General features: G+C 64.7%; 15 protein-coding genes. 11 read left to right on the top strand and 4 right to left on the bottom strand.

Annotation, left to right across the window (positions count from 1 at the left end):
- Positions 1–2: 2 nt before the first annotated feature.
- Positions 3–1,238 carry an oligosaccharide flippase family protein gene (locus ACP15R_RS13825; RefSeq protein ID WP_424987011.1) on the bottom strand — a complete coding sequence of 412 codons (1,236 nt, stop codon included), beginning with the start codon at positions 1,236–1,238 and terminating at the stop codon, positions 3–5.
- 198 nt (positions 1,239–1,436) lie between these two features.
- Here ACP15R_RS13825 and ACP15R_RS13820 point away from each other — a divergent pair, with 198 nt between their 5' ends.
- Positions 1,437–2,648: a polysaccharide biosynthesis/export family protein gene (locus ACP15R_RS13820; RefSeq protein ID WP_424987010.1), complete on the top strand. Its 1,212-nt coding sequence runs from the start codon at positions 1,437–1,439 to the stop codon at positions 2,646–2,648.
- Here the strand turns inward: ACP15R_RS13820 and ACP15R_RS13815 are convergent.
- The 3 genes from ACP15R_RS13815 to ACP15R_RS13805 form a co-directional block, all read right to left on the bottom strand.
- The gene (locus tag ACP15R_RS13815) at positions 2,641–5,178 is read right to left on the bottom strand and encodes an ATP-binding protein (protein ID WP_424987009.1); all 2,538 of its coding nucleotides are present in this window, start codon (positions 5,176–5,178) and stop codon (positions 2,641–2,643) included. The genes ACP15R_RS13820 and ACP15R_RS13815 overlap by 8 nt on opposite strands.
- Positions 5,179–5,228: 50 nt before the next feature.
- Positions 5,229–5,732, bottom strand: coding sequence for a molybdopterin-dependent oxidoreductase (locus ACP15R_RS13810; RefSeq protein WP_424987008.1), 504 nt, complete (start codon positions 5,730–5,732; stop codon positions 5,229–5,231).
- Positions 5,733–5,894: 162 nt separating this feature from the next.
- Complete coding sequence (locus tag ACP15R_RS13805; RefSeq protein ID WP_424987007.1) at positions 5,895–7,286, bottom strand: WecB/TagA/CpsF family glycosyltransferase; 1,392 nt, start codon at positions 7,284–7,286, stop codon at positions 5,895–5,897.
- A 243-nt stretch (positions 7,287–7,529) separates the two neighbouring features.
- Here ACP15R_RS13805 and ACP15R_RS13800 point away from each other — a divergent pair, with 243 nt between their 5' ends.
- From ACP15R_RS13800 to ACP15R_RS13755, 10 genes are all read left to right on the top strand, one after another.
- Positions 7,530–8,144: a response regulator transcription factor gene (locus ACP15R_RS13800; protein ID WP_424987006.1), complete on the top strand. Its 615-nt coding sequence runs from the start codon at positions 7,530–7,532 to the stop codon at positions 8,142–8,144.
- A gap of 111 nt (positions 8,145–8,255) precedes the next feature.
- On the top strand, positions 8,256–9,686 hold the full coding sequence (locus tag ACP15R_RS13795) for a GumC family protein (RefSeq protein ID WP_424987005.1): 1,431 nt from the start codon (positions 8,256–8,258) through the stop codon (positions 9,684–9,686).
- The gene (locus ACP15R_RS13790; protein ID WP_424987004.1) at positions 9,683–10,966 is read left to right on the top strand and encodes an O-antigen ligase family protein; all 1,284 of its coding nucleotides are present in this window, start codon (positions 9,683–9,685) and stop codon (positions 10,964–10,966) included. Before ACP15R_RS13795 ends, ACP15R_RS13790 begins: the two co-directional genes overlap by 4 nt.
- A 238-nt stretch (positions 10,967–11,204) precedes the next feature.
- Positions 11,205–12,518, top strand: coding sequence for a phosphopyruvate hydratase (gene eno / locus ACP15R_RS13785; RefSeq protein WP_424987003.1), 1,314 nt, complete (start codon positions 11,205–11,207; stop codon positions 12,516–12,518).
- Position 12,519: 1 nt separating this feature from the next.
- A complete protein-coding gene (locus ACP15R_RS13780; RefSeq protein WP_424987002.1) occupies positions 12,520–13,380 on the top strand; it encodes a fumarylacetoacetate hydrolase family protein in 861 nt (286 codons plus the stop codon).
- Positions 13,377–14,126: an SDR family NAD(P)-dependent oxidoreductase gene (locus tag ACP15R_RS13775; protein WP_424987001.1), complete on the top strand. Its 750-nt coding sequence runs from the start codon at positions 13,377–13,379 to the stop codon at positions 14,124–14,126. The genes ACP15R_RS13780 and ACP15R_RS13775 overlap by 4 nt, the downstream gene beginning before the upstream one ends.
- Positions 14,123–14,866: an SDR family oxidoreductase gene (locus ACP15R_RS13770; RefSeq protein ID WP_424987000.1), complete on the top strand. Its 744-nt coding sequence runs from the start codon at positions 14,123–14,125 to the stop codon at positions 14,864–14,866. The genes ACP15R_RS13775 and ACP15R_RS13770 overlap by 4 nt, the downstream gene beginning before the upstream one ends.
- A gap of 48 nt (positions 14,867–14,914) precedes the next feature.
- Positions 14,915–16,183 (top strand): ABC transporter substrate-binding protein, encoded by a 1,269-nt coding sequence (locus ACP15R_RS13765; RefSeq protein ID WP_424986999.1) that lies wholly within the window; start codon positions 14,915–14,917, stop codon positions 16,181–16,183.
- Between the two features lie 68 nt (positions 16,184–16,251).
- Positions 16,252–17,166 carry a carbohydrate ABC transporter permease gene (locus tag ACP15R_RS13760; RefSeq protein WP_424986998.1) on the top strand — a complete coding sequence of 305 codons (915 nt, stop codon included), beginning with the start codon at positions 16,252–16,254 and terminating at the stop codon, positions 17,164–17,166.
- Positions 17,159–18,058: a carbohydrate ABC transporter permease gene (locus ACP15R_RS13755; RefSeq protein WP_424986997.1), complete on the top strand. Its 900-nt coding sequence runs from the start codon at positions 17,159–17,161 to the stop codon at positions 18,056–18,058. Before ACP15R_RS13760 ends, ACP15R_RS13755 begins: the two co-directional genes overlap by 8 nt.
- The last annotated feature ends 12 nt before the right edge of the window (positions 18,059–18,070 follow it).

The raw sequence follows: 18,070 nt of genomic DNA, 5'->3' as shown, positions 1-18,070 counted from the left end.
GATCAGACCTTTGCAAGTTTCAGGCCAAAGGCCGGGAGAAAGACGGGAAGCGCGGCACCGACCATCACGATCGCCGCGATGACGGCATATCCGGTGGCCACCGGGACCAGGCCAAACGGGGCGAGCAGGGCGGTATTGGCCATCAGGGCGATGGTCAGAACGATGGTCACCAGCAGTTCGACCTGCGGACGGTTGGTGGCGCGCAGCCACCCCGCCGCCGCCGACCACAGGGTAGAGGGGATCGCCACGAGGCAAAGGATCGACACGATCTGGTGCAGCCCCTCATAGCCCGCGCCGAAAAGCACCGGCACGTAATAGGGTGCCATGATCGCCTGCAGGACCACGGCGGGCGCGATCATCGCCATGGCCACGGTGGCCCCCTGACGCAGGGCGACGCGCTTGTTCTCATGGGCGCAGAGATGCGGGAAAAGCACGGTCGAAAAGGCAACCGAGAATGAGTTCGCGAGGCTGAGGCCAGCGTTGAAGGCCATGAAATACAGCCCGAGCGCCTCGGCCCCCATCATCGCCCCGACAATCAGCTTGTCCGCCTGAAGGCGCAGCGCCTTGACCAGCTCGACCCCCAGCACCGATGCACCATAGCGCAGGAACGGGCGCAGTGGCGCGCGGCCTTGCGACAGGTCGATCTGCCAAGGGTTCAGGCGACGCATCGACACCAGCCAGAACGGCGCGGTCAGCAGCCGCGGCAGGATCAGCGCCAGCGCCGAAGGCCACGCCATGACCAGCGCCACCGACATCAGGTTCGCGCCGACGACCTGGGCCCCGGCGATGGCCGCGGTCTGGTTCAGCTTGCCATTGCGCATGGCCAGCGCCGCCTGCACCAGGCCGGCGGGCATGAACAGGTATTCGCCAGCCAGCAGCAGGATCATCACCAGCAGCAGCAAGCTGCCGCCGGCGGCATAGATGACCAGCCCGATCAGCGATTGCGCCAGGAACAGGCCGACGCACCAGGTCCAGAAAATGCGATGCGCGGTGGCGCAGGTCGCGGCCAGATCGGCCTCGCTGGCCGAGATGATCCGCTGGTTGACGCCGTTTTCAGTGAGCGATTTCAGGATGTCCGCCGCCGCCAGCGCCGCCGCCGCCATGCCGATCTGGTCGAGATCCAGCGTGCGCGCCACGGCAATCACCACAAAGAGACGCGACAGCTTGGCGGCAACTTCCGACGCGCCATAGGCCAATACGTTGCGGGCAAATCCGAAATTCGAGGCGCTGAGGGGCATGGGCCGCTCCGTTGCTTGGGTTGTCCCTGTTCTAAGGCAGGGGCCACCACCTGTCGCGCGCGCCGGCGGACAGTCGATTGGTGCAACCGGACAAGCACATATCCGAACGGATAGTTGCCAGCGCGCAAGGTTTTCTCGACCCGCGCGCGCAAATTGCCTATCAAAAGGAAAACACAGGCAAGATCGAGACAGTCCCGGATGATGCCTTTCAAGAATGGTTCCTGCCTGCTTGCAGTTGTCGCCCTGACAAGCTGTGCCACCTATGACACGCCCGACAACATCGCGGCGATCGGCACCGGCGAGGGGTATCAGGCACAATACCGCACACCCGATGTCAGCCGCGCGAATGCCGGCTTCCTGCGCTCCAGCGAGATCAACGCCTCGCGCTGCAAACCGCCACGCGGCGGCAGCGGCGGCAAGGGAACCGGCGCGGTGGCCTATGCGCTGCGCGGCGAACGCCTGTCGCGCAACGATCTGGTGGATATCCGTATTGGCGATGACGACACGTTTAACGGCAATTACGTGGTGTCCCGTGACGGCACGCTGAAACTGCCATTCCTGTCGCCGGTCCGCGCCCAGGGGCGCTCGACCGACGAGATCGAGAGCGACATAGCCCAAGAGCTTCTGGCCGGTGATTTCTTTGTCGATGCGCCCCGCATCTCGGTGCGGGTTGCCGATTTCGCCTCGGTCCTGGTCGGCGTGTCGGGCGCGGTTTTCGAACCGCACGCGGTTGAAATCGGCGGCATCCAGGGCGATCAGGTCGACAGCCTGCGGCAAGCGGCGCTTGGCGCATCGACCGAAGGGCGCAACCTGTCCGTGGCGCTGCGCGCGGCGGGGGGCGTGCGACCCGATGCCGATCTTTCGGCGGTACAGCTGCGGCGCGGCGGCACCCTGTACGAGGTCGACATGCGCGGCGTGCTTGAGGGGCGCAACGTCACCGATGTCATGCTGATTGCCGGCGATGAGATCGACGTGCCCAGCCGTGGGTGTTTCCAGGAAGACCTGATGCAGCCCAGCCCGATCAGCCCGCCGGGCGTGTCGCTCTACCTGTCCAACCTGACCCAGCCGGCGGCGGGCAACGCCATTGCCGCGGTCGGCCAGGAGGTGCGCCAGGTGCCCTATGGCACACGCTATCTGCAGGCGGTGATCGACACCAACTGTGTCGGCGGCGCGCGCTCGACCAGCGCCGACCGCTCATCGGTGCTGGTGTCACGCGATCCGGTGACCGATGTCTCGATCGTCATCGAACGCAATATCGAAGACCTGCTGCGGCGCGCGGACCGGGACGATTTCGATCCCTACCTGCTGCCCGACGACGCACTGGTCTGTTATGACAGCACGGTCACCAACATTGCCGAGCTGGGCCGGGTTCTCGGCCTCGCGGCGGTGGTGGCGGCGGTGGTCAAGTAAGCGCCGGACGGGTCCGCTCCCACGCCTCTTGCAGGTCGCCGCAACCGTCGATCACGTCGGCCCGGTCCCCGGCCTTGGCGGCGTTTTCCAGGTTCAGCAGGGCGGCGTGAAGCTCCTGGGTGCCCAGCATCGCGGCATTGCCCGCAATCGCATGGGTGCGCTGGCCGATCTCGTCCAGCGGCAGCGTGGCCGCGTCGGCAAGCCAGTCCAGCAGCCCCTGCGCCTCGGTCGCAAAGGAGGTCAGCAACCGGTTGACCGCCTCGGCCCCCAGGGTCTCGCGCAGATCATCGATATAGGACAGGTCCACCGCCCCGGCGTCATCCTGCGGTCCGGGTTCGGCACCGCCCCCGAAAAACGGGCCGACCTGGTCCGAGATCACCCGCAGCATGGTGTCGCGGGACAAGGGCTTGATCAACACGTCATTCATGCCGTCCGCGATGAACGCCTTCTGCTCGCTCTCCATGGCATTGGCGGTCAGGGCCACGATCGGCACCCCGGACGACAGGCCCGCGCCGCCGCGAATGGTTCGCGTGGCGGTGCGCCCGTCCATCACCGGCATGCTGATATCCATCAGGATCAGGTCATAGCGCGACCGCGCCGCCATCTCGACCGCCTGCTGGCCGTCATGCGCCTCTTCGACCGTGTGGCCGCCAGCCGCCAGCATCTCTCCGGCCACGAAACGGTTGATCGCATTGTCCTCGACCAGCAGGATCCGCGCGCCCGTAACACGTTCGGTCTGCGCGGGCTCGACCGGCGTTGCGTCCTCTGGCGGGTCGATGGTCTGTACCGGCAGGCGGATGGTAAACCGGCTGCCTTCGCCCCGGCGGCTGTCAACCTCGATCTCGCCCTTCATCGCGTCGACAAAGCGTTTGGCAATCCCCAGCCCGAGCCCGGTGCCACCCACCGCCCGGTCATACGAGCTGTCGCCGGTGGTGAAATCGTCAAAGATGCGCGCGCGCAGCTCGTCGCTCATGCCGATGCCGGTATCGCGCACCTCGATCCGAAGCTCTGACAGCAGCGGCGCGTTGTCGGCCAGGTGCAGATCGACCCGGACCCTGCCCGCGCGGGTGAACTTGACCGCGTTGCCGATGATATTCATCAGCACGTGCTGGAGACGATCGGAATCGGACACGATCCAATCCTGCGCCGCCCCGTCCCAGCCCCAGCTCAGGTCGGTCCCATTCGCCGCCGCCGCGCCGCCCTGGTTGTCGATGATATCCTGTACAAGCTTGCCCAGGTTCATCGGAGCCAAGTGCAATTGCAGCTTGCCCGCATCGTATTTGGTGATGTCCAGCACGTCCGACACGTGGCGCAGCAGCAATTCGCCCGAGGTGTTCATGTTCTGCACATAGAGCTGCTGGCGCTCGCCCAGGCGGGTTTCTTCCAGCAAGGACAGGTTGCCCAGCAACCCGTTCAGCGGGGTACGGATCTCGTGGCTCATGGTGGCAAGGAACTCGGTCTTGGCCCGTTCGTTCGCCAGCGCCTGATCCCGTGCCGCCACCAGTTCGTTCTCGGCCTCGACCAGCCCGGTGATATCGCGCAGGAAGGCAACAAAAAGCTGTCCGTTGCGGGTTTCGGCGGTCTGGATCGCGAATTCCAGCGGGAACACCTCGCCATTGGCGCGCCGGCCTTCGAGCCGGATGCGCCCCTTGCCGACCACCCGCTTTTCGCCCTTTTCGCGCATCCGCTTCATGCCCGCCACATGCGCGTCGCGGTACTTGTCGGGGATGATCAGCTGCTCCAGGCTGCGGCCGATGGCATAGCCGGCATCATAGCCGAAAATCTGTTCCGCCGCGGCATTGAATTCGAGCACCTGGCCATTGATGTCGCTGACGATCACCGCGTCCAGCGCGGTGTCGATCACGACCTCCATGCGTTGCGATGCCTCTTTGACCTGCCGGCGACGCCGCACATTGGCCCGGTTCAGCGACCCAAGGTTGAGCGCCAGAAAGATCAGCGTCAGCATCAGAACCGCAACCGCCGCTCCGAGCTGCAACAGGGTGCGCGACACGGTTTCGCGCTGTTCATCGGCCCATTCCGCGAAATACTTGAGCCCGCGCGTCGACATTGCCCGCACCAGCACCGGCAGCTCCGCGACCTCGGCCTCAAGCCCCGGCAACGCCCATCGCAGCGTTTCGTCCGACCCGTCGATCAGCGGAATCGTGTCATCCAGGAACCCCCTGACCACCGCCAGATCCCGCGCCAGCATGTCATCCTCGCGCAGGGTGGCATAGATCGACGCGGTCTTGATCGTGTTGATCCGGCTATAGAAAATGTCAAAGGCCCGGCGCAGGTCCTGAAGGTCGGCCCCGGGGTCATCCAGGCTCTTGCCCACCGCCTGCTGATAGCGCAGCGCCTCGACCTCGGCCTGCGACAGGCTCCATTGCACATTGTCCGATTGCGCCGCGTCAAGCAGCCTGAGATCGCGCACCACGTTCAGCGACAGGTACACCGACACCGCCATGCCCAGAACGACCAGCGAAACCATACCGACATACTGGATACGAAGGGGCAGGCGTCTCAGCGGCACTCTCGGGCTCCGGTCTGGCCGGGCAACAGCGGCCCGGATGGTGTCAGGCCCTAACGGCTTTCGATCCGGTCAAGCTGCCAGATGCTGCGAGAATAGATCACCTCGGTCTGATAGTCAGAACTTTTGTCATAGGGATAGATCACCCACAACGGCCCTTTTTCGCGCACCGACATTTCCTTGCCATCAATCCGGTAGGCGATGATCGGGCCACCCTCGGCCGCGTCGCTGAGCGGGATTTCAACGGTGTAATCATTGATCGCGCTGGCAAACAGCGTCTCGCCCTCAAGCCCCAGGCGCTCGACCAGATCGGCCAGTTCGACACCTTCGAAAACCTGCGTGCCCTCTGTCCATATTGTCGATGTTTCAAAACGCGTTACCGGCATTTCTTCAAGCAATTCCAGATCGAATTGCGCGGTGTCGTCAACATTGGAATGCGCCAGCTTGCCCGAGACCGTCAGCACGATGTCACCGGTTGGCACCGGGAGGTCCTCTGCCCAGACCGATCCGGCAATGGCAAGAGAGAACAGAGAGGCGGCAATGGTGGTGATCCGCATGGTTTACCTCGCGATTTGATGATGCCCCGTTCTTGCATGTTTCGGCGGTTGCCTCCACGGCGACGACGGATATGGGCCTATCCGTTCGGATAGGCCCATTCCCGACCAGGCGATTCCCGTGTGAGAGGGAACAAGAGAGAAAAAGAACCGCCCGGTCGTAACTCAATATGCGCCGCGACCCGAAACAACCGCGCGAAAAGTCATCAGGATCAACAAGATATCCATGACCAGGTTGCGGGTGCCGGCATATTCGATATCCATTTCGATCATCCGGTCGAACGGGATGTCGGCACGGCCCGAAACCTGCCAGACACCGGTGATGCCGGGCTTGACGGCGAGCCGGCCAAGGGCGCGCGGCGGATAGGCGGCGACTTCCGAAGGCAGCGCGGGGCGCGGGCCGACGATCGACATTTCACCTTTGAACACGTTGATGATCTGCGGCAGTTCGTCGATGGAAAAACGGCGGATGAACCGACCGACGCGGGTGATACGCGGGTCGTTGCGCGACTTGAAGCAAATGCCCTCGCGATCCGATGTCGACAGCAAGGCGGCGCGGCGGTCCTCGGCGTCGATATGCATCGAACGGAACTTGTATAGCGTGAACAGCCTGCCGTCGCGGCCCACGCGGGTCTGCGCGAACAGCGCGGGGCCACGGCTGTCCAGCCGCACCGCCAGCATGGTCAGCAACAGGACCGGGGCCAGCAGGATCAGCGCGACGCAGGACACGACAAGATCGAGCAGACGTTGTTGCAGGGCCGCCCCCTTGTCGATCGCCACCGCGCGCCATGCCGCGCGGGCCATGAATTCCAGATTGCCCAGCAGATAGCGACGCGCCATCCGGCGCGGCTCCATCGCCAGCCGCCAGCCCCATTCCATCCGCGCCTTGCGCACCAGCCGGGGCGCCCGTGCCACATTGCCCGCCAGGAAATCGAACAGCGCGCCGACCCCCATGGTCAGGCTGGCGGTCAGCCTGTCGGCATTGCGGTGCAGCCACAGTTCCTGTGTCGGAACCCCGAGCGCGACCAGAACGATATCCGCGCCGCTGGCGTTGATCTCGGCAATTGCGGCCTCGGTATTCGCGGCCCCGTCATATCCATCGCGGGTGCCGGCGACACGCAGACCGGGCGTATCGATCAGCAACCGGCGGGCGGCGGCCTCGGCGGTGCCCGGCTTGCCCCCGAACAGGAACACCGATTTGCCCATCTGCGCCGCCCGGATCAGCATACGGGGCACAAAATCCGTACCGTTCAGGTTGCTGCTCAGTTGCTCGCCGCGCATCTTGCCGGCCAGTTCGACACCGATCCCATCGGGCAGCAGCAGGTCGGCCCGGGCCACCGCGCGGTCATATTCGGCATTGCGGTGCTGAATATTGCAGCAATGCGCGTTCATGAAAAACACCCGGCGACGGCCCGGAGCCAGCACCGCCGCGATGGTCTGTTCCGCCGTGTCATCCACCAGGTCGAGACCAAGAGCCGAGATGCGCCGGGTGTTCACACACGCTGCGACGACCGGAGCGGACAGAGCAAATTCGGTTTGGAAATCAGTATGTTTCATGGCGTCGATCCTCGTTTCGGTGACTTGACCAATTGGTGATCGATTGCCGGTTTCATCTCAACGTGGCGGACGGACAGTTGAGGGGGGCGTTGGTCTGGCCAACCATGCGGGCGGACAAGCCCGGCCATCCGGGCGCGCACCGTCCTATCCGTTCGGGATAGGTTCCTGACCAGACGCGCACGGGTTTTTGATGCAATCCCTGCGTGAACTGGCTACCAATGATTCAAAAAAGGGTTTCCGAACATGAAAATACTGATCGCGGATGACCACGATCTGCTGCGTGACACGCTGGTTCTGTTTCTCGAGGGGCAGGGGGGATTCGAAACCGCCACCGCGGCGGATTTCGACGCCGCCTGTGCCCTTATCCAGAGTGATGGCCCCTTTGACCTGGTCCTGCTGGACCTGAACATGCCGGGGATGAACGGGCTATCGGGCCTGTCCCGCGCGCTGGAATTCGAAGGCGGGCAGCGGGTCGCGCTGATGTCCGGAGAGGCCACCAAGGAGATCGCGCAACAGGCACTGGATGCCGGTGCCGCCGGGTTCGTGCCCAAGACCCTGCCGGCAAAATCCATGGTCAACGCCGTCAAGTTCATGGCGATGGGGGAACAATACGCCCCGCTCGATTTCATGACCGCGGAAGAGACCGGGCCGTCGCATCCGCTGGCCGACAAGCTGTCGGAGCGCGAGCTTCAGATGCTCAAGGGGCTGACCGAAGGCAAGTCGAACAAGGAAATCGCCCGCGATTTCGACATCAGCGAACCCACGGTCAAGCTGCATATGAAAACACTGTATCGCAAGATCGACGCCTCAAACCGCACGCAGGCGGCGCTGATCGCGCGCGAGGCCGGGCTTTTCTGATTGCCCTGTCCGAAAGGATAGGCGGATATCCCGGATGCCCGCCGGGCTACCCGCGTGCGGAGGCGAATTGCGCGCGCCCGCCTTGTATGCAGGGGTCAAAGGAGATGCCCGATGACCATGCAAGAGACACTGACCGCCCCCCCGCGCCGCCGGATTTCGCTTGGCCGTATCCTGGTCGGCGGCGCCGTCAGCGACCTGGGCCGGTTCCCGCGCTATGCCGCCTTTGCGCTGCTGGGTGCCACCCTGATCTGGGCGCCCATCGTGGGCTATCTGCGCACCGCGCCGCTCAGCTACAAATCGTCGGTATCGCTCATCCTGCCCGGCTCGGGCGCGTCGGCGTCAATGAACCTGAACGGGATCGGCCAGGCATCTTCCTATGCCAATTCCGCGTTTTCCAGCAACTCGGTCAGCCCCACCGAGACCTATAAGCGCCTGATCGGGGCCGAACGTATCCTGGACGCCGCCGCGACGTCGCTGGACATGACGCTGGCCGATTTCGGCAAGCCGCGCATTGAGCTGGTTGACCAGACCAGCCTGATCCATGTGGAAATGACCGGCGGCACCCCGGAAAACGCCCAGGCGCGGGGCAATGCGTTGCTGGATGCGTTCTTTGCCGAGCTCGATGCCCTGCGCGCCGACGAACAGGACACCCGCGAGGACAGCGGCCTTGCCGCAATCGCCGATTATCGCGAGTCTGTGGCGGTGACACGCAACGACATTGCCGCGCTTCAGGCCGAGACCGGGCTGATGTCGGCGGACCAGTTCGACGCGATGGTCGAGAGCACGCGGCTGCTGGAAAGCCGGGTACGCGACCTGGCGGCGGCGCTCGAAGAGAAACGCCAGAACGTCGCCACCCTGGAGGCCACGCTGGGCATTCCGGCCAGCGCGGCGGCGGCGACGCTCAAACTGTTTGCCGATGCCGAATTCCTGGCGCTGACCGATGAAATCGGCCTGCACGCCGCCGCCCTTGCCGAGGCGCGCGGCCAATATGGCGAGGGGCATCCCAAGGTTCAGGAGGCACGCTCCGCCCATGCGGTGTCGGCCAATGCCGCGCTGGCGCGGGCCGCCCGTGTCACCGGGCTGGCACTGGCACAGCTCGCGGCGCTCGACCTTGCGCCCGAAGGCGCACGCGCCCAGCTTCTGGCCGACCTCGTGCGCATGGATGCCGACCGGGCAGGGGCCGCGCGCCAGTTTGAAACCCTGTCGTCGCGCCTGCAATCGGAACAGGCGGCGCTGCTCGACATTGCCCCGGCGGCGGCCCGGCTCCAGGATTTGCAACGCGATTTCACCGTTGCGGAAGCGGTTTTCGCCAGCGCCATCGCCCGCACCCAATCGACCAAATCCGATGTCTACGCCTCCTACCCGCTGGTGCAGGTGCTTGAGAACCCGTCACTGCCCGACCGCCCGTCATCACCGAACCGCAAGCTGGCGATTGCCGCTGGCGGTGCCGCGACTTTCATGCTGTTGATTGGTCTCGCGCTTGGCTGGATCCGGTCCGCCCTGATCAGCCGCATCGTCGCAAGGCCCAAGACCCCGTCATGACCCCCGAGAACCCCGCGGAACGATGGCTGTACAAGACGCTGATCTGGACCTGGCCGTTCTATTTCCTGGGCGCGCTCTATGTGGTGGGTCCGGTGCTGGCTTGGATCATGGGGGCGATGGCGGCGCTCTCTCTCTATCTCGGCCCCGCCATGCGCGACGATCTGCGCGCCACGGGGCCGGTTCCGCCGCTGGTCTGGGCATGGTTCCTGGGCATGTTCGTCATGCTTGTGACGCTGTGGCTCGGGCATCTTGACTGGGGGCTGGGCCTCAAGAAGACCATCAAATCCTCGATCGGCTGGGCCAAGGGCTGGGCGCTTCTGGCGCTCTTTCCGCTGGTCGGGGCGGTGCTGCCGATCCGCCGCTCGGTCCTGATCCGGGGGCAATGCGTGGTGGGCGCCTGGACCCTGGCGCTGGCCCCGATCCTGCTGGCCGCACCCTATATCGGCCTGCCGGAACGCATTTTCACCTCGCCGCTCAAGGCCGTGGGCGGGCCGGGTCCGGAATATTTCACCGTCTATTTCTTTACCTTCGACCCCGCCAGCTGGACCCCACGCTGGCAGTTCTATGCCCCGTGGTCGCCCTTTGCCGCGCTGCTGGGCGTGATCATGGTGCTGTTCGCGCTCGAGGAAAAGGACAACAAATGGAAAGCGGCGGGCATCGGCGCGGGTATCCTGATGATCTTCGCGTCGAAGTCCCGCATGGGGCTGGTGGGGCTGGTGGCCTGCACCATCGGGCCGCGCATGTTGCCGCTTATCCTGCGCGGATGGGCCTGGTACATGGTCGCGGCGCTGACCGCGTCGCTCGCGGTGATCGGCACGGCGGTGGTGACCTTTCTGGGCGATGCGGTCTCCACCTTTAAAAACGCCCGCGCCGACAGCACGCGGGTGCGCGAAACCCTGCAACGCATCGCCTGGGAACGCTGGCAGAACGAAGCCGTCTGGTTTGGTCATGGCACCGTGCATCCGGGGTCGCACGCGGTCGAATACATGCCCATCGGCAGCCATCACACGTGGTACGGGCTGTTGTTCGTCAAGGGGTTGGTGGGATTCCTGGCGCTGCTTGTGCCATTGCTGTGGCATATCGGGGTGGTCATGGTCGATGCCGCGCGCCATCCGCGTGGCCGGCTGCCGCTCGGCATCCTGATGACCTTTGTCCTCTTGTCCTTTGGCGAGAACCTGGAAATCGAGGCCTACATGCTCTGGCCCTGCCTTGTCCTGCTGGGCATCCACCTGCGGGAAATGGCCGACGCGCGCGAACGGATCGCGGCGCCACGGCCCTGATCCCGATATTGGGGGCCGGATGGGGCGAGCAGGCCCGATTCGAACAGGCCCCGCCAAGCCCGGCTTCACCCGGCCCCGCAATGCGGGTGCGCGCGCCGGCCCGGTGAAATCGCCCTGATACCGCTATCATCCTGACACCTTGCGGCGCTGTCTCTCAGGGTCCGGTGACGATTTTTCCCTTGACCGAGTCGCCAAATTGGGAAATGTTCACGTGAACACATGAGATTTGGAGGATAGAGTGACCGGCTCAATCAGCGACATTACCGCACGCCGGGTCTGGGACAGCCGCGGCAATCCGACCGTCGAGGTCGAGATCGCAACCGCCGGCGGTGCCCGTGGCCGGGCCATTGCACCGGCCGGTGCCTCGCGCGGCACCCGAGAAGCCATCGACCTGCGCGATGGCGGTGACAAACTGTCCGGAATGGATGTGCAGCACGCGGTGGCGAATGTGCGCGAACTCATTGCCCCGGCGCTCGTGGGTCTCGACGCCACCGACCAGACCGCCGCCGACCGGGCGATCCTGGCGCTGGATGACAGCGCGCTCAAGGACCGGCTTGGCGGCAACGCCACGGTCGCCGCCTCGCTGGCGGTGATGCATGCCGGGGCTGCCGCCAAATCGGTGCCGCTCTGGCGGCATTGCGCCGATCTTGCCGGCGCAGAGCCGAGCCTGCCCTTGCCCGAGATCCAGATTTTCGGCGGTGGTGCCCATGCGGGGCGGCGGGTCGACATCCAGGATTTCATGGTGATGGTGCCCGGCGCGACCAGCTTTGACGAGGTGATGGAAATCACCTCGGAAGTCTATCGCGCCGCCGGCAGCCTGATGGGGCAGAAGGGCAATCTTGCCGGGGTGGCGGACGAGGGGGGCTGGTGGCCGATCTTCGACCACAACGAAGAGGCGCTTGAAACCCTGGTCAGGGCGATTGAACTAGCCGGTGAAACACCGGGCGACCGGGTGGTGATCTCGCTCGACGTGGCGGCATCGGAATTCGGCAGCCAGGGCCGCTATCGCCTTGCCCTGGAAGATCGCGAACTGGGTCGTGACGAGCTGATCCGCCTTTTGGGCCGCTGGCTCGACGATTACCCGATCATGAGCATCGAGGACCCGCTTGCCGAGGATGACCGCGACGGGATGCAGGCCTTTACCCGCGAATTCGGCAACCGCGTGCAGATCATCGGCGACGATTACCTGGTGACCAACGCGACCCTGCTCGAAGAGGCGGTGGCGGACCGGGCCTGCAACGCGGTGCTGATCAAGGTGAACCAGGCGGGCACGGTGACGGAATCGCTCGACTGCCTGCGGGCGGCCAAATCCGCGGGCTATGGCACCATCGTGTCCGCCCGCTCGGGCGAGACCGAGGATGTCTCGATCAGCCACATGGCGGTCGGGTTCGGGGCGGCACAGCTCAAGGTCGGGTCTTTCACCCGCTCGGAACGAATGGCGAAATGGAATGAATGCCTGCGCATCGGCGACATGTTGGGGGCCGGCAGCTTTGTCGCCGGACAACCGCTCGCCACCACCACGTGGGCACATAAGGCAAAAGGAGCAGCCTGAAATGAAACTCATGCGATTGGGCGACCGCTATGGGCAGAAAACCCCCTGTGTCGTCGCGACCGACGGCACGCTGCGCGACGCCTCTTCGGTGGTGGCGGATTTCAACCCCGAAACCCTGGGCGACGGAGCGCTGGCGCGGCTGGCATCGGCGGATATCGCCGCCTTGCCCGAGATCAGCACCCAGGGACGGCGCGTGGCCCCGCCGGTGGCGCAGCCGCGCAATATCTGGTGTATCGGGCTGAACTATTCCGATCATGCCGCCGAGGCGGGCATGGCGATCCCTGACGAGCCGATCCTGTTCAACAAATCCTCGGCCACCTATTGCGGCCCGGATGACGACATTCTCTATTCGCCGCAGATGACCAAGCTGGACTGGGAGGTCGAGCTGGGCATCGTGATCGGCAAGCGCACGCTGGGCATCACCCGCGACGCGGCGCTCGATCATGTGGCGGGTTTCACGCTGGTCAACGATGTCTCGGAACGCGCCTGGCAACTTGAGCGCGGCGGCCAGTGGGTCAAGGGCAAGAGCTATCCCAATTTCTGCCCGACCGGCCCGGTGCTGGTCACGCCCGACGAGGTGGCGGATGTGCAGGCGCTTGGCATGTGGCTGGACGTGAACGGCAAGCGGATGCAGACCGGCACCACCGCCAAGATGATCTTCGACGTCGCAACCATCGTGTCCTACATGAGCGAATTCTGCCAGCTTGAGCCGGGCGACCTGATCTGTACCGGCACGCCGCCGGGCGTCGGGGCCGGGATGACGCCGCCGGTCTGGCTGGGTGTCGGTGACGTGGTCACGCTGGGCATCGACGGGCTGGGCGAGCAGCGGCAAACCGTGGTCAAGACCGGGGGTGCCGCATGAACAGCTATGATTACAACGGGCGCGTCGCGGCAATCACCGGCGGCGCCAACGGGATCGGTGCCGCCATCGCCGAGCGCATCGTCGCCTCGGGCGGGCGCGTGGCGATCTGGGACATGGACATATCCGCCCCCGAAAGCCGGGTGGCCAGCCTGTCGGACGCGGTCTGCGTGATGGTGCAGACCGATGTCAGCGACCTCGCCAGTGTCGAGGCCGCGCTTGCCGCGACCAAGGCCGCGTTTGGCCAGGTGGATGTGCTGGTCAACAGCGCCGGGATCGCCGGGCCTACATCCACGGTGGCGGATTATCCCGCCGACATGTGGCGCAAGGTTCAGCAGGTCAATCTTGACGGCACGTTTCATTGCTGCCGCGCCGTGGTGCCGGGCATGGTCGCGCGCGATTACGGCCGGATCGTCAACGTGGCGTCGATCGCCGGCAAGGAGGGCAACCCCAACGCCTCGGCCTATTCCGCGTCCAAGGCGGCGGTGATCGCGCTGACCAAATCGCTGGGCAAGGAACTCGCCAAGAGCGACATCGCGGTCAACTGCATCACCCCGGCCACCGCCCAGACGCGGATTCTCGAACAGGTCAGCCAGGAGTTCATCGACTACATGCGCTCCAAGATCCCGCGCGAACGCTTTGTCACGGTCGAAGAGATCGCCAGCATGGTGCTGTGGATGGCCTCGGCCGAAAATTCCTTTACCACCGGCGCGGCCTTTGACCTGTCGGGCGGAAGGGCGACCTATTGAGCGGCGGACGGCTGGCGGGGCAGGTGGCCTGTGTCACTGCCGCCGGACAGGGGATCGGGCGCGCCATCGCCGAGCGGCTGATCGCTGACGGGGCCACGGTACACGCGTCGGATATCGACGGCGGCTTGATCGGCGACCTGCCCGCCGCCAGCCGCCATGCGGTGGATGCAACCGACCCCGAGGCGGTCGCCGGCTGGATCGCGGGTATCGGGCGGATCGACACGGTTGCCCACGCGGTCGGCTTTGTGCATCACGGCACGGTGGAACATTGCAGCAACGCCGACTGGCGCAAGACGCAATCCATCTGCCTGGACAGCGCGTTTCACGTCATCCGGGCCGCCGTGCCGCAGATGAAGCAACGGGGCGGTTCGGTGACGCTGATCGCGTCGCTGGCCTCGTCGCTCAAGGGCTATCCGTTCCGCGCCGCCTACGGGGCGGCAAAGGGCGGTGTGATCGGGCTGATGAAGGCCTGCGCCGCCGATTACCTCGATCACGGTATCCGCTTCAACGCGATCTGCCCCGGCGTGGTCGACACGCCATCGCTGCGCGCGCGGATCGCCAGCCTTGCCGAGGAAATGGGCAGCCTGAGCGCCGCCGAGAACTGGTTTCTCGACCGCCAGCCCGCCGGGCGTTTCGCAACCCCGGACGAGATCGCCGGCACCTGTGCCTGGCTGGCCTCGGGCGACGGTGCATTCGTGACAGGACAGACAATCAACGTCGATGGGGGCATATCGATCTGACGCCTTGCCCGCCAGCAGGAACGACCATGTGCAGAGGAGGAGACTTACATGGCACGGAAATTCATCGCATTGACCACCGGGGCCCCGATTTTCGCCGTAGCCCTGGGCCACGCGGCGCTTGCGGAACCCAAGACCAACATGATGCACCAATGGGCGCAGGGCTCGGAAGCGGCGGCCATTGCCAAGCTGGGCGAGATGTACGAGGCCGCCGGCGGCACATGGGAACAGACGGCGATCTCGGGCCATACCTCGAACACGCTGGCCAAGCTGCGTTCGGACGTGGTGGCGGGCAACGCGCCCGCGGCGGTACAGCTCAAGGGACCGGAAATCGCCGAATGGAACGCCACCGGAACCACCGCCAGCCTTGATGACGTGGCGGCGGCAGAAGGCTGGGACGACGTGGTTGCCCCCGAGCTGGTCGCGGTGATGAAACCCACCGGCAGCTGGGTCGCCGCCCCGATGAACATCCACCGGGTCAACTGGCTCTATTCCTCGCCCAAGATCCTTGGCGAACTGGGGCTTGAGGTGCCCAAGACATGGGAGGAGTTCAACGCCGCCTGTGACAAGATCATCGCCGCCGGGCATACCTGCATCGCCCATGGCGCGGCGGACTGGTCCGACACCACCACCTTTGACAGCGTGGTCTATGGCATGGATGTCGACCTGTATCGCAAGGCGTTTCAAGAGGCCGATATCGACGCGCTGCGCAGCCAGGGCATGATCGACGCCTTTGCCCAGCTGCGCAAGATGGTCGGCTATATGGATGATGGCATCAACGGGCGCTCGTGGGAACAATCGATGACCATGACGATGACCGGCGAGGCGGCGTTTTTCCTGATGGGAGACTGGACCGTGGCCTCGGCCAATCTCGCCGGGTTCAAGGAGGGAGAGGATTACCTCTGTGACCAGACCCCGGTGAACTGGGGTGGCAACGGCTTCATCCTGAATGCGGATTCGGTGGTGTTCTTCAACCAGAACGATCCGGATTATGTCGAGGGCCAGAAACTGCTGGCCAGCACCATCATGTCGCCCGAATTCCAGGTCACCTTCAACGTCGCCAAGGGCTCGATCCCCGCGCGCACCGATGTCGATCTGTCGGTCGGCGGCTTTACCGGATGCCAGCAACAGGGGCTCGAAGATCTCAAGGCATCGGTCGAAGAGGGCACGCTGGTGCGGTCGATGGCACATAACATGACGGTGCTGCAAAAATTCCGGGGCGCGATGATGGAAGTCATCACCGAGTTCGTCGCCGATGACTCGATCTCGCCGGAAGAGGCCGCCAACCAGCTGGCCGACGCGGTCGAGCTGCAAAGCTGAGCCATGCCAGCCGCCCCGCGCCGCGAACCGGGCGCGGGGCATCGTGACCGTCTATGGAAAGGCCGCTCATGACATCCCCGCCCCGTCCGACCCTGATGGCCCGGCTGACCGGGTTGACGCCCCAGATCGTCCTGTTGCCGACCCTGGCCGCCGCCTTTGTCTATGTCATCGTGTTCTCGCTCTGGACCCTGTGGATCTCGGTCTCGCAATCCACGTTGCTGCCCAACATGGCTTATGGCGGCTTTGGCGAATACGCCAAGCTGTGGCAGAGCAAACGCTGGATCGTGTCTTATCAGAACCTGTTCCTGTTCGGCGCGCTCTATGTGCTGGGCTCGCTTGTGGTGGGCACGGTGCTGGCCATCCTGATCGACCAGAGGGTGCGGTTCGAGTCGGTGTGGCGCACCATCTTTCTCTATCCGCTGGCGATCTCCTTTATCGTGACGGGCACGGTCTGGCGCTGGATTTTCCACCCCCAGACCGGTGTGGAAAAGGCGCTGAGCGATCTTGGCTGGCTGGCCGCGAAATTCGACTGGATCACCGATCGCGACATGGCGCTCTACGTGGTGATCTTTACCGGCATCTGGCACGCCTCGGGCTTTGCCATGGCGCTGAGCCTCGCGGGGCTGCGCTCGGTTGACAGCGACCTGATCAAGGCGGCCCAGATCGACGGGGCGTCGATGCCGCGCATCTACCGGCGGGTGGTGCTGCCGACGATCTGGCCGATCTTTGTCGCCGTGACGGTGGTTCTGCTGCAATTCGCGATCAAGACCTATGACCTTGTTGTCGCGCTGACCCAGGGCGGGCCGGGGGTCGCCACGACGGTGCCGGCGGTGGTGGTCTATGACCTGATGTTCCAGCGCGGCCAGATCGCCCAGGGGGCCGCCGCCGCGGTGATGATCCTGCTGGCGCTGGCGATTGTGCTGGTGCCCTATCTGCTCTGGAGCAACTGGCGCAACCGCAGGGAGGGATCGTCGCATGGCTGAGACCACACATCAGGAATTCGACCCGCTCGCCACCGGCAGCCGGTCGCGCCAGTTCCGCGCGCGGATGATCGTCTATGGGCTGCTTGCATTCTTTGCGCTGCTCTACCTGTCGCCGCTGCTCATCATCCTGATGAACACCTTTCGCCCGCTCGACGAGATCGTGCGGCAGGGGTTCATCTCGGTGCCCGAGATGATGTCGGTGACATATTGGGGCGAGGCGTGGAGCAGTTTTTGCATCGGCGGCACCTGCGAAGGCGTGTCGCGCTATTTCGGCAATACGCTGCTGATGACCGTGCCCGCCACCATCCTGTCCACGGCCTTTGGCGTGGTGAACGGCTATGCGCTGTCCAAATGGCGGTTCCGGGGGGATGCCTGGGTGTTCGGACTGATCACGCTGGGGGTGTTCCTGCCGGCGCAGATGACATTGCTGCCCTGGGCCTTCGTGCTGGGCAAGATCGGGCTGTCGAACACGATCGGCGGGCTGGTTTTGGTGCATACCGTGCAAGGGATCAGCTTTACCACATTGTTCTGCCGCAATTATTTCGTCGCCGTCCCGGATGACCTCATCAAGGCGGCGCGGATCGACGGGGCCGGGTTCTGGCGGATTTTCTGGCGCATCATGCTGCCATTGTCGCCGCCGATCCTGATTGTTTGCGTGATCTGGCAATTCACCGGGATCTGGAACGAATTCCTGTTCGGCACGGTGTTCACCTCGGGCTCGAACCAGCCGATCACCTCCGCCATCGTGGCGTTTTCCGGCTCGGGCACGGGCGAGCGGCATTACAATATCGAGGCGGCCTCGGTGATCTTTGCCGCCCTGCCGCCGCTCTTCATCTATGTCATCGGCGGCAAATATTTCGTGCGGGGTCTGACCTCGGGCGCGGTCAAGTAAGGAGATCGGGCA

It is taken from the genome of Microbulbifer sp. S227A (genome assembly GCF_049800935.1).
This window is presented reverse-complemented; position numbering and strand designations above follow the sequence as displayed.

Bases quoted from the DNA above. Each gene is read 5' to 3' on its own strand.
- ACP15R_RS13825 (WP_424987011.1), bottom strand. From the start codon at position 1,238: ATGCCCCTCAGCGCCTCGAATTTCGGATTTGCCCGCAACGTATTGGCC.
- ACP15R_RS13820 (WP_424987010.1), top strand. From the start codon at position 1,437: ATGATGCCTTTCAAGAATGGTTCCTGCCTGCTTGCAGTTGTCGCCCTG.
- ACP15R_RS13810 (WP_424987008.1), bottom strand. From the start codon at position 5,732: ATGCGGATCACCACCATTGCCGCCTCTCTGTTCTCTCTTGCCATTGCC.
- ACP15R_RS13805 (WP_424987007.1), bottom strand. From the start codon at position 7,286: ATGAAACATACTGATTTCCAAACCGAATTTGCTCTGTCCGCTCCGGTC.
- ACP15R_RS13800 (WP_424987006.1), top strand. From the start codon at position 7,530: ATGAAAATACTGATCGCGGATGACCACGATCTGCTGCGTGACACGCTG.
- ACP15R_RS13795 (WP_424987005.1), top strand. From the start codon at position 8,256: ATGACCATGCAAGAGACACTGACCGCCCCCCCGCGCCGCCGGATTTCG.
- ACP15R_RS13790 (WP_424987004.1), top strand. From the start codon at position 9,683: ATGACCCCCGAGAACCCCGCGGAACGATGGCTGTACAAGACGCTGATC.
- ACP15R_RS13780 (WP_424987002.1), top strand. From the start codon at position 12,520: ATGAAACTCATGCGATTGGGCGACCGCTATGGGCAGAAAACCCCCTGT.
- ACP15R_RS13775 (WP_424987001.1), top strand. From the start codon at position 13,377: ATGAACAGCTATGATTACAACGGGCGCGTCGCGGCAATCACCGGCGGC.
- ACP15R_RS13765 (WP_424986999.1), top strand. From the start codon at position 14,915: ATGGCACGGAAATTCATCGCATTGACCACCGGGGCCCCGATTTTCGCC.
- ACP15R_RS13760 (WP_424986998.1), top strand. From the start codon at position 16,252: ATGACATCCCCGCCCCGTCCGACCCTGATGGCCCGGCTGACCGGGTTG.
- ACP15R_RS13755 (WP_424986997.1), top strand. From the start codon at position 17,159: ATGGCTGAGACCACACATCAGGAATTCGACCCGCTCGCCACCGGCAGC.